General features: G+C 61.7%; 1 protein-coding gene. It reads right to left on the bottom strand.

Annotated elements, in window-relative coordinates; all coding sequences use genetic code 11:
* Positions 1-56: 56 nt before the first annotated feature.
* A complete protein-coding gene (locus QO005_RS19700; RefSeq protein WP_307159735.1) occupies positions 57-13,160 on the bottom strand; it encodes a non-ribosomal peptide synthetase in 13,104 nt (4,367 codons plus the stop codon).
* Between the last annotated feature and the right edge of the window lie 89 nt (positions 13,161-13,249).

Here is a 13,249-nt window from a genome sequence, read left to right as displayed (position 1 = left end):
AAAATGAAAACTATTTAAAAACAAATACCTGCCGGGAAGATACGCCCGGCAGACCATCATCGGTGAGTAAGAACATCGAATTCTTCCGAAAGCCGGTTTCCCCTTTTCGGCCCGATGCCGTCGCTTGCTCCCAGTGCATCCAGGAGCTTTTCCAATTCGCGGCGTTTTGCGGGATCGGTCGGGCCGGACGCGCTGGACCGGGATGGGTCCGGCGCTTCCCGCGGCCCCGCCCGAGATCCGAGCAACTGCTCCAGTGTTCGGCTGTCGGCCGTGCTGCCCGAGTGTTGCCGCTTGACCCAGTAAACCTCCCGGGCAAAGGGATAGGTGGGGGCGGAGAGCTTTCGCGGAGGCGACCCAGCCTGAAACATCCTCCAGTTTATCCGGCGGCCTCGTACCCATTCGGCAAGGATCGCGTCATGATCGCCTTGCGCATGGAGCTTCAGCAGGTCCTCGGCATTGTCCACTCCATCGTCACCATCCGGCTGTCTGGCGGCTTCACCCTGATGCAGGCCTGCAATGCTTTCGTTGTCCGTCAGCACCGCCCGCAGCCTTTCCTTCAACTCCTCGACGCAAGACACCACAAAACCGAGACGATGCTTCATCTGGTCCCGGCCATCCTGAAGCGTAAAGGCCAGACGCCTGAGCCAGGAAGGCCCTGCCACACCAGCCTCGTCCTGCCGCTCCGCAAAGGCCAGAAGCGCCTCGGCATAGGCTTTCAACCGGTCGGGGAAGCGGGCCGACAGCACGATCATCACGGGGCCTGGACCATCCTCATCGGCGCTGACTTCATGAGCCTCGGGCAGATATTCCTCGATCACCACATGGGCATTGACGCCGCCGAAGCCGAAGGAACTGACACCGGCCCTCAAGGGATATTGCCGCCCGCTGTTCTCAAGGACGGGACGCCATGGCTCCAGCGACCGCACCACCCGGAAGGGGCTGTCTTCCAGCTTGATCAGCGGGTTCATCTCCTCGCAATGCAAGGTGGGCACGAGCGTCCGATGCCGAATTTGCAGGAGAACCTTGATGACACCTGCCACACCGGCGGCAAGCTCCAGATGGCCGATATTGGTCTTGACCGAACCCAGCCCGCAGGCCCCGGCGGAGAGGCTATCCGTCCGCAGGCTGTCGAAGGCGTCCTTCAAGCCGCTGATCTCGATGGGATCGCCCAGCGCCGTCCCCGTGCCATGGGTTTCGATATAGCCGATGCTTCCGGGATCGATCCCGGCATTGCTGTAGGCCGTGACCAGCAATTCCTTCTGTGCCTTCGGATTGGGCGAGGTCAGCGTATTGCCCCGGCCCCCGTGATTGATGGCGGAACTGCGGATGACACCGTGGATGTTATCCCGATCCCTCACGGCTTTTGAGAGGGGTTTGAGCAGGAGAATACCCACCCCTTCGCCCCGGACATAGCCATCTGCCTTGCTGGAGAAGGTTTTGCAGCGCCCATCTGCGGCCAGCATGCCAGCCTTGCTGAAACTGATCTGCACCTGCGGCGAGAACATGCCCTGCACACCGCCGACGAGGGCAAGGTCTGCCTCCCCGTTTCGGATTGCCTGAATGCCGCGATGGATGGCGACCAATGAGGAGGAGCAGGCGGTATCCACCGGCTCGCTCGGCCCGCGAAGATTGAGGAAATGGCTGACCCGGGCGGGCGCCATCGACGATACGGTGCCGATGACCGTCTGTCCTTCGACCTCCAGCCCCGAACGGGCAACGACATCGCCATAGCCGCTATTGCCGATGCCGACGAAAACCGCCGTGCGGCTGCCGGAAAGGGCGGAAGAGGAATAACCGGCATCCTCCATCGCCATCCACGCATGCGTCATCAACAGTCGGTGGCAGGGATCAAGCGTCTCGGCATCCTTCGGCGAAATCCCGAAGAACAGCGGATCGAATTCGGCGGCACCCCGGATGAAGCCGCCCCATTTGCGGTCTGTCCTGTTGGTCTGCGTCAGCGGATCGCCGTAAATGGCCCGCCAGTCCCACCGTTCTGCCGGAACTTCGGTGATGCAATCGCGTCCTTCGGTGAGATTGCGCCAGAAGGCATCGAGATCGTCGGCCATGGGAAATTTGCCACTCATGCCGATAATGGCAATGTCATCGCAGCCCTGCGCCTCGGCTTCAACAGCAGGCGCCAGCACCGGCGGCGGCAAGTCTATAACGGTTGCAGATGTTTCCTGCTGGTCGCCACCCTCGTCTTCAGAAGCGAACGCGGCCTCAACCGCTTCCCGGTAATCGGCAAGCAGATAGGTCTCGAGGCTGGTGAGGGTATTGTGTTCGAAGAACACGGTCGGGGCGATGGCCTCGGCACTGGCGGCCTTCAGCTTCAACAGAACGTTCAACCGGTTGCTGAACGTGGTGAAGGAAATGGAATCGAAGCCGTAATCGCCAAAGGGCACTTGGTCATCCAGTTCCTCCGGCTGGCGATGAACCTGCTCACCCGCCAGAACCCACAGGTGATGCCGCAAGGCCCTCCTGACACCAACGGATTGTGTTTCGGGAACCGTCACGGTTGGCATCGGTGAGGCTTGTTCTTCCGGTTTCACATAGCTCTCCCTGAGCTTCGCCCGATCACCCGCCAGCACGATGATCTGGCTTTCGCGTCCGCCAAGCGCACGGTAGAAGGCGTGGAGCCCCGCTTCCGTTTCCAGCGCAGATGCGCCGCTCGCCTGAAACAGGGCTGCCTGTTGTTCAGCGCTGACCTGCATGCCGCCCCCCCGCCAGAGCGGCCAGTCGATGGCAAGGGTCCGGCCCTGCCGCCTGCCCTCAGACACAAGACGGTTGCGATGCTCGGCAAAGGCATCGAGAAGCCCGTTGGCGCCAGCATAATCGGCCTGACCAATCACGCCGAACGTGCCGGAAACGGAGGCAAACAGCACCATGAAATCCAATGGCTCATGCCGCGTTACCTCATCGAGGATCAGCAAGCCCCGGGCCTTGGGGGCAAACACCTCTTCGATGTCGTGAACCGTCTTGTTGACGATCAGCGTATCGCGCAGCAAGCCTGCCGCATGGACGATGCCCCTCAGGCTTCCGAGGTCACGCCCGATACGCTCGACAACCTGCTGCATATCGCTGCGGGAGGTGACATCCGCCTGCCAGTAGGTGATGCAGGATCCGTTTTCGAAGGTGGTCAGAGCAGCATTCTGCCTGTCGGGAGCGGTGCGCCCGGTCAGCACCACATGAACCCGCTGGCGGCGGGCCATATCCTCGGCCAGGCGTCTGGCCAGCCTGCCGCTGCCACCGGTTATCCAGTAGACGCCACCTTCGCGCAGCGTGGCGACAGGTTGTGCCAGCGGAAGCGTGATCTCGGCGGACCGCTTCACCAGCCTTTTGAGGTCTTTCGTGTAGCGCACATACGCTTCGCTGGACCCATCCCGCATTTCCTCAGTCAACAGCGACAACAGCGCCTGGGAGGACAGATTTTCCAGCCCTTCGATACCGACCAGCCGGGCCTTGAACTTCCGCGCCTCGCGCATCGCCGTCAGGAACAGACCTTCCAGCGGTGCAAAGACATAGGCCTCCCCTCCCTCCGGCGTGAGCACAACAAGATCGGTATTCGCCGCCTGCCGTTCGCGGAACAGCCTCTGGACGAGAGCGAAGCAGGTGGTGAAGGTTGAAAGCACGCTCTCTTCCGGCTGCGGCAGGATAGGCAGATGGATGACCTGCCAGTCCGCAGGAACGGCCGACAGGGCGGCGTGATCCTGCTCACGTCCCGCCAGAACGACCAGCCGCTTGCGGCCCGCGGTTTCCACCTCGGGACGAACCGGCCTTTCAACCCAGTGGCGGGTCAGGTAGAGCAGATCATCCATAGGCGCCGGGATGATGTCGGCCTCTGCCGGGCCGAAATCCGCCTTTGCCAGCTTGCGAGCGGAAAATTCGCGAATGGCAACGCAAAGCGCTCCGCGCTCATCGGTGATATCGATGTCATAACGGACCACCGGGCCGGAGGGTTTTTCTCCCCTGCTGAAGCGGACATGGACAAAGCCACTTTGCGGCGTGGCGCGCGCAATCTCGACCCGCTTGACGAAAAAGGGAAGAAATCCGCCCTTTTCCTCCGGTTGCAGGATCAGACTATCGGTGATCTGGAAGGCAGCATCCATGATGGCGGGATGCAGGGCATAGGAACCGGCGTCGGGCAGACGGTGATCCGGCAGGGAAAACCGCGCCAGTGCTTCGCCATCCGTCTTCCACAGGGTCTCGATCACCTGGAAGCTCTGACCGTAATTTGCACCGAGATCGCGCAGCACGCCATAAAAATGCGTGCTGGAGACGCTGTCTCTGCAACGGGCGCGGATCCCATCCAGCTCGATGCGAGAGGGTTCGGCCGCCTCGTTTGCTGAAGCCATCACCACATAACCCTGACTGTGAACGGCCGTGGCCGCATTCGGGTCTTCGCTCAGCACTTCGAAGCGAACCTGGTCTGCGCCGCCGTCGAGCTTGATTGCCAGCGACCTGCGGGCATCATCCACGATGACCGGCTGCATCCAGACCACGTCATGCAGTGCCGTGACCGTCCGGCCAAGAGCGCTCTCTCCCGCAAACCGGGTCATTTCCAGATAGGCAACGCCCGGCAGGACCTTCCGGCCTTTCAGCACATGTTCAGAGAGGAAGAACTCCGTGCCATCGAAACGTGACGAGAAACCTTCACCGCTGCGGCTGTGAACAAGCGGATGAAGAGGCATGTGCCCTGCCTTTGCCGATAGCGCCCTTGTCTGACGGTGATGGAAGGGCTCCTCGGCAAAGGGATAGGTAGGCAATGACAGCCTCCGGCACCGCTCTTTGCGGACAAGCTTTGTCCAGTCGATTGTCTGCCCGTTGCTCCAGGCCTTTGCCAGCGGTGCGAGCTTGCCCTTGCCGAGCCAGAGCGCCATGAGGTCTGAGGTTTCCTCATCCTCATCCTCATCCTCATCCTCATCCTCATCCGCATCGGCCCGGTCCGAAGGGGCCATCCCCTCGAAACGCCCGGCATCCTCTTCGCCCTTCAGGAAGCGGGACAGGGACTCACGCAGAGCCTCCAGGCTCTCCACCACGAAGGCGACGCGGCTTTCCATGGCTCTGCGCCCCACCTGCATCGTATAGGCAAGGTCGGCAAGGGATACGGGGTGGTCTTCCAGAAAGGTCATGAGGTTTCCGGCATAGACGCGAAGCCTGTCAGGATTTCTGGCCGACAGGGGCACAAGGGCCGCCCGGGGCATTGCGTCATCCTGCTCTGCAGGAAGAGGTGAACGATATTCCTCGAAGATCGCGTGCGCATTGGAGCCGCCGATGCCGAAGGAGCTGAGGGCGGCCCGCACCAGCGGCGCCTGCTCGTCCCATCGGCTTTCCCGCTCCTGCACGAAGAAGGGCGATGATGCAAAATCCACGCGTGGATTGGGGGTGGTATAATTGATTTCGGCGGGCAAGCAGCGATGGCGAAGGCTCATCGCCAGCTTCACACATCCGGCCAGACCGGCTGCCGTATCCAGATGGCCGATATTCGGCTTGACTGAACCGATGCCGCAGAATTGCCGCTTGCCGGTCAGGCTTTCATAAACCTCGCTGAGGGCGGAGACTTCGATGGGATCGCCCAGCGCCGTTCCCGTTCCATGGGCTTCGACATAGCGGATGGTTTCAGGATTGATTCCGGTCTTTTCGAGCGCCCGCCGGATCACGGCGGACTGTCCGGCAATGCTCGGCGCATAGAAACCGGCCTTGTCGTCCCCGTCATTGTTGATGGCGATGCCGCGTATGAGGCAGTAGATGTTATCGCGGTCGCGGATCGCGTCCCGCGCCCGCTTGACCATGATCACGCAGGTCCCTTCCCCGGCAATCATGCCATCGGCGCGGGCATCGAAGGTCTTGCAGTGACCGTCACTGGCGAAATTCAGACCCGGCTGGTGAATATAGCCCGCTTCGAAACTGCTGAAGAGGGTCGCCGCCCCCACCAGCGCACAATCGGCATCACCGGAGGCCAGCGCCTGCTGCGCAAAATAAAGCCCGCTCAGCGAGGATGAACAATTGGTGTGCACGAAGACGCTCGGCCCGGTCAGCCCCAGCTGATAGGAAACCATGGTCGGAATGCTGCCGCCCTGGGCGAGAATCCAGGCGACATAGTCTTCCGCCTGCTCCATCACCTCGGCATGTTGCAAAGCACGGCGGGCCAGCGATTGATAGAAATTATTGCTTGCCGACATGAAGACACCGGTTTTCGGCACATCTTCCGGCCTGTAGCCCGCATCCTCCACCGCCTTCCAGGCATGCATCAGCAATTGCCGGAACTGCGGATCCATCAACAGGGCATTGCCCCTGGAGAGCTTGAAGAAATCGGGATCGAAGCCCATCTTGCCTTCGAGATTGAGCGCAACGGGCACGTAGTCGGGATGATCCCGCCATGCCCTTTCGTTTCCGGCATCCGAGAGGTCGTCAGGATGGAGGAAACGGACGCTTTCCCGACCGGCAACCAGATTGTGCCAGAACTGGCGATGGTCCTTCGCACCGGGGAAATGGCAGGATATGCCGATAATCGCCAGACTGTCGGCAAGCGCATCGTCCGACGCTTCAGGATCGGCCTGTGACGGTGCCAGCGTGGGCGGGGCGGCGCCGGGTTCGGCGGCCCCCGCCTGCAAAACCTCGCCAAGATAGGCGCTGATTTTTGCGATGCTCGGATATCTGAACAGGTCGGTGACGCTGAAAGCACAATTCATGCGTCCGGCGATCCGCTCGGCCAGAAGGGTGGCGGATACGGAATTACCGCCGAGATCGACAAAGGAATGGTCGCGTTCAATGCCTTGAAGGCCGAAGACGGACGTCCAGACCTCCAGCAGGGTCTCCTCCAAGGCCTGTTTTGTCAGAGGAGAGCTTTTCGGTGCCGGTGCAGCGGCAGAAGAGGCGGGCGCAAGGCTGACCTCACGAGCCATGAGGTCTCGCCGGTCGATCTTGCCGTTCGGTGTCAGCGGCAGGGCCGCCACCTCTACGAAAAAGGCAGGGATCATATAGGCAGGCAGCCTCTCCCGCAGGAAGCTCTTCAAATCCTCAGCAGATGGAGCAGCCGTCGCCCCCGCCTCCCGAACAAGAAAGGCGACAAGCCGGCTGATATCGCCGCGCGCCTGCAAGACAACCACGGCCTCGCGGAGCGCTGGATGATCGGTAAGGTGCTTTTCGATCTCACCCAGTTCAATGCGAAAGCCGTTGAGCTTGACCTGGAAATCCAGACGGCCGAGATAGTCGATCTCGCCCCTTGCCGTCCAACGCGCAAGATCACCGGTGCGATAGAGCTTCTGGCCGGGCTTGAACGGATGGTCGATGAATTTTTCCGCCGTCAGCTCCGGCAGGTTCCGATAGCCTGCCGAAAGCCCGTCACCGGCGATGCAAAGCTCACCCGCCATGCCAACCGGGCTGAGCCGGTTCTGGTCGTCCAGCACCAGAATTTCGGTATTGGCAATCGGGCCGCCAATGGTCGTGGCCTCCTGCGGGGAAAGCCGCTTGAGCGTGGACCAGATTGTCGTTTCCGTGGGGCCGAAGAGGTTCCAAAGCTCGCTCTCCGTCTCATGGAAACGCTGGCGCAGCGCCTCCGGCAGGGCCTCGCCGCCACAAAGGATTTTAATCCGCTCCTCATTGCGCCACCCGGCGTGAAACAGCATGCTCCATGTGGAGGGGGTGGCCTGCATCAGCGTCGGGCGCGTCCGGCGGATCAGGTCTTTCAGCTTCTCGGCATTCTGGACCGTCTCTGTCCCGGCAATGTGGCAGGTGCCGCCGACGATCAGCGGCAGGAAGAGTTCCAGACCCGCAATATCGAAACTGTAGGTCGTCACGGCCAGCAGGCGCTCGCCCCGGCCCATGCCGGGAGCCTTGGCCATGGATGTGAGGAAATTGGTCAGCGCCCGGTGCGGGATCATCACCCCTTTCGGCTTTCCGGTGCTGCCGGACGTATAGATGAGATAGGCGAGAGCGTCGGGGGCGGGGCTTGCCGCCGCCAAAACCGATATGCCTGACGCTTCGATCCGATCCAGCGCCAGCATGGCAAGCTGCGACAGCCGGTGTCCGGGCCGCTGATCGATGAGCCGCTGCACCTTCCCGTCCAGCGCCGTCTGGGTCAGCACGATAGCCGCCTCGCTATCCGCCAGAATGGTGGCGAGCCGATCCTCCGGAAAGGAGGGGTCAAGCGGCACATAGGTCATGCCCGCCCGGAGAATGGCAAGAAGTCCGGCCACCATATCGAGCGATCGCTCGACGCAGAGCGCAACCCGCGCGCCGGGCCTGCCACCTTCCACCTTTAGCCGGGCGGCAATCGCATCGACGCGGGCTGAAAGTGCCGAGTAACTCAGGGTCTGATCGCCACAGACCAGGGCAATGGCGTTGGGCACGGCCTCCACCTGCGCCCTGAACAGGTCATCCACCGTTTGCTGATGGGGATAGGGCTGAGCGGTGGCGTTCCATTCCCCCAAAATCTTCTGGTGCTCTTCAGAGGTCAGCATGGAATGCGCCGAGAGCGGCAAATCGGGAGCCGAAAGCACCGCTTGCGCCAGTTCAGCATATTGCGCCGCCACCAGCCGGATCATCTCCGCATCATGCCTGGCTGTCTGGAACGTCCAGAAGAGGACGAATTGGTCCTGCTCTTCCAAGACCTCCAGAACCAGCGGATATTCCCCTTCCTGACGGATGTCATCCACCCAGCGAAAATCGGGCTCCAGCCGATGCATCACCCCCAGCATGTCCTGAAACATAAAGACCGCCTGGAAGAACGGCGCTGCACCGGTGGCATCGGATTGTGCCAGAGATCGCGCCAGCACGGGGAAGGGATAATCATTGAGCATCGCCTCCAGCAGGGTATGCTGGAGTCTCTCCAGAAAAGCCGGCAGCGCCTCTGCCTCATTCACCCGGCTCAGCATGGGCAGCATGTTGATCAGAAAATCCACCGCATCCTGAAAACGGCCAGGCCGCCGCTGGCTGACCGGCATGCCGACCATCACCTGTTCCTCACCGGAATGACGGGCAAGAACCAGCTTGAAAAGGCCGAGCAGGAAGGTGGAGGGATAGAGACGGCGAGCCTCGCAAAAAGCCTTGATCCGCTGCGTCAGATCACGCGGCAATACATATTTCCGGCTCTCCGCCTGGCAGGCCTCGATGGCAGAAAGGTTGGCCTGCGGCATGGGCGGCGCGCCCGGCAGGGCCAGAACCGGCAGTGGCCCGGCAAGCTTTTCCTGCCAATAGGCCAGACGCCGCGCCCCTTCCTCGCTCGACACCAGCGCCGCCTCCTGATCAGCAAAGGCGCCATAGGGTGAGGACAGCGGCACAGGCTGGACCACACCGCCCGTGCGATGGGCGTCATAGGCTTTCAAAAGCGTCTCCATCAGCAGCGGGATGGAGTGGCCGTCGAAAATGATGTGGTGGACGTTCAGGAGGAGAAGGCTTTCATCCGCCCCGAGATCGAACAGGAAAACCTTGAAAAGCGGCCCCCTGTCCAGATCGAAGGGTTCCTGCGCCACTTGGCGCACAGCTTCGTGTTGCTGTGGCTGTGTCAGCCCGTTCAGGCTCAGCCTACGGAGAGAAAGGCGCATATCCGGGCGCGTCACGCCATGAAGCACCATACCGGATGCCTCGATCAGCGCCGTCAGGACGGGATACTGACGCAGAAGAAAATCGCACGCCTTTTCCAGAGCCGGAAGATCGACACCGCTGACGCGGAAGCACAGCGGCACATTATAGGCGCTCATGCCGGGCAGGCGCTTTTGCAACGCCCAGAGCCCTTTCTGGGCCTCCGTCAGCGCAAAACTTTGTGAGATAGGTGCAGGGCTTTGCGAAACCACAGGCGGTGTGGACACCTCGTGCCCGACATCCGCACATTGGCCCGGATAGGTTTGCAGAAGATAAGCGCAAAGGGCGGCGATGCTTGAGTGTTCAAACAGCAGCGCCGGGGAAAGCGTCACCTTTAACCGCCGCGCCAGCCCCTCGAAGAGGGATACCACGCCTGCTGAACTCAAACCCTGATCGAACAACCCGTCTTCGACACTGACGTGGACGGGATCGATCTTCATGTCGGCAGCCACGATTCCACACACGACCTGAACAAGCGGAGAGTCATCGGCTGTCATGACGGCGGGTGAAAGCCCATCGGCTTTGCGGGCGGCGGCAAGGACCGGACGAGGCTCGCCCACCATCTTCGTGCCACCGATCCAGTAGCGCTCGCGCGCGAAGGGGTAGGTCGGCAGGCTGATACGGCGCGGTTTTCCCTCTGCCCAGACAAGACGCGGCCAATCCACGACGGCCCCCTTGACCCAGCTATCGAGGAGATGCGCCTGCTGGCCCGAATGCTCTCCGTTGACGAAGGTTTCGGGCAAAGACGGATCGAACGGCCCGACAGGCTGACCCTGCTCGACCCGGCCCCGATGCAAGGGACGAGGCGGGTGTTTTCCATCCAGAAAGGCCCGCAGCATTGCGAGGATCTCCGGGATGCTCTCCGCCTCGAAGGCAAGACGTTCGGAGAGCGCCCGGCGTCCCACCTGCAAGGTATAGGAAAGATCTGCCAGAAAACGCTGTCCTTCCCCTGCGTCCAAAGGTGCGGGCAGCGCCTTGAGATGATCTGAAAGCCGCCCGGCCAGGGCTTTCAACCGCTCACCATTGCGGGCAGACAGCACGATCATCACAGGGCCTTGCAAGACTGGCCGATCCTCCCGTTGTGGCTGGCGATATTCCTCCAGGATCACATGGGCATTGGAGCCGGTTGCGCCGAAGGCGCTGACCCCGGCACGGCGCGGATGCCCCTGCCGGCTCTCCCAGGGGCCGGCTTCCTGCTGGATGTAAAAAGGAGAATTACCGAGATCGAGATAGGGGTTGACCCGCTCGCTATGCAGCGATGGCACGAGCATGCGGTGCTGGAGTTGCAGCACCACTTTCATCAGCCCGCTGATGCCAGCCGCCGATTCCGCATGGCCGATATTCGATTTGACTGAACCGATGGCGCAGAACTGCCGCTCTAAGGTCGAACGGCTGAAAGCCTTGCTCAATCCCTGGATCTCGATGGGATCGCCAAGGGACGTGCCGGTGCCATGGGCTTCCAGATAGGTGATGCTGCGGGGATCGATACCCGCCCGCGTCAGGCATTGATGCACGACATCCGCCTGCGCCACAGGGCTTGGCACATGCATGCCATTGGCCTTGCCGCCATGGTTGATGGCACTGGCCTTGATGACGGCACGGATATGATCGCCATCGGCCCGGGCGCGGGACAGCGGCTTCAGCACCACCGTGCCGACACCTTCGGCGGAGACATAGCCATCGCCTCCTTCGCCAAAGGAGCGGCAGGCATCGGCGGAGGCGTGCATGTCCTCCAGCCCATAGCTCAGATATTTGTTGGGATGCAGCGAAAGATTGACGCCGCCCGCCAGCGCCACCTGGCTTTCCCCCTTTCTGAGGCTCTCCAGCGCCAGATGCAGGGCCGTGAGCGAGGCGGAGCACACGGTATCCACCGCCAGCGATGGCCCGTGAAAGTCAAAAGCATAGGAGACCCGGTTGGCAATCGGCGCGAGGCTCAGGGAAATCGGCTGCGGCTGGCCTGCGCGGTTGGCTTCGGCGGCAATGAATCCGTAATCATTATGCATGACGCCGACAAACACCCCCACCGCCCGACGCTGGCCTTGACCAGCGAGGGGGGAGAGCGTTTCCGGTGTATAACCGGCATCTTCGATCGCTTCCCAACAGGTTTCCAGAAACAACCGCTCCTGCGGATCCATGGCCTCGGCCTCGCCGGGGGCGATCCGGAAGAAGGGGGCATCGAAGCAATCGACGTGGTCGAGGAAGCCTCCCCATTTCGACAGAGGGCGGCCCGAGGCGGAACGAAGGCTTTCAAAAGCCCGCCAGTCCCAGCGGTTCTCCGGCACGGTGGTGACGCTGTGCACGCCCGCCTTGAGATTGGCCCAAAAGGCCTGAAGATCGGCAGCACCTGGAAAGCGCCCGGCCATGCCGATAATGGCAATGTCTTCATGCTCATCCCCCGGGTAGTTCGCTGCGGGGTGTGCGTGAACCTCTTCCACCGGGCCGCCAGCCTGGGACGCGAAACTGCCACCATGGGTGTCCTGCAAGTGCTCTGCCAAGGCCGCAGGGTTGGTGTATTCAAACAGCAGCGTCGGTGACAAGGACTGCCCCAGACGCTCCTCCAGCAGCGATACCACCTGCAGCAACCCGGCCGATTGCAGGCCAAGATCGTAAAACTCCGCCTGACGATCGATCGCTTCCGGCTCTCCCCCAAGAACAGCGGCGACAGCCTCCGTCACCACCTCCACGGCGGAGACGGTATGGGAAGGGGTTTTCAAGCTCCCGCCCGTTTGCGCTCTCGGTTTCACCGCCGCCTGCCCGGCCTGGTCGAGCAGGCTGGCATCGCCGACCCGCTTCAGCGTCAATTGCCGAAGGGCTGCGATCTGGTTGCCGCCTTCCTTGAAGAAATCGAGATCGAAGGCAAGAATATCGCCCTGGACGCGCACGCGCTCGAGCGCCACCTGCGCATGGCAAGGGCCTCGTACAGGTTCAGTTGCCTGAAATTCAGCATAGGCCAGCGGCAGCCAGAGATCGCCACGGCCCTGCTCCGCCACGCCTGTCTTTTCCAGAAAGGCCAAGGCCGCAATGGCCGCGCCATCGATCAGCGCCGGATGAAACAGAAAGGCATCTGGCGGCACAGGCAGAGCAGACGGCAGCGCAAGCTGGATGATCCCGGCACCGGCTGCCGCTTGGACAGAACCTTCCACCTTCATGACGCCGGAATGCACAAGGCCCCGTGCGCCCAAACTCCGGTAGATGGCATCGAGCGTCAGGTCTTTCTGCGCCGTTGCGGTGTCACGATCAAGACGCGCATCGAGACGAAGGGATGCACGCTCCCGGACTTCGGCGCTGGCATAGGTGACGGCCTCGCCCTGGCCCGTGACCCCTTCGAACCGCAAGGACCAGTGCCCCGCCGCTTTTGTCATGGCCGCGATTTCGAGCCGCACGGGGCGCCCCTCCTCTGCCACAAGCGGTTTGAAGATCAACAGCTTTTCAAGCTGGATCGTCTCAAGGGGCCGTCCATGATCGCGGAAAAACTGATAGGCAATATCGATATAGGCCAAACCCGGCAGAATGGCATGGCCGTGCACATGGTGATCCCGCAGGAAGGGATTGTCGGACCCGATGGTGATTTGCTTTTTCATGCTCTCATTCCGTCATCAGGGCTTAGAGCATCGGACCGAAAAGTGGGAACCGGTTTTCGGAAAAATCCGATGCAAAAACAAAATTGTAG

The organism is Allorhizobium paknamense (assembly GCF_030815125.1).
Classification (GTDB): domain Bacteria; phylum Pseudomonadota; class Alphaproteobacteria; order Rhizobiales; family Rhizobiaceae; genus Allorhizobium; species Allorhizobium paknamense.
Note: the sequence above shows the minus strand (reverse complement) of the source record. Positions and strands in the feature narration are given on the sequence as shown.

Excerpts from the sequence above, each read along its gene's own strand:
- QO005_RS19700 (WP_307159735.1), bottom strand. The coding sequence starts at position 13,160 with ATGAAAAAGCAAATCACCATCGGGTCCGACAATCCCTTCCTGCGGGAT.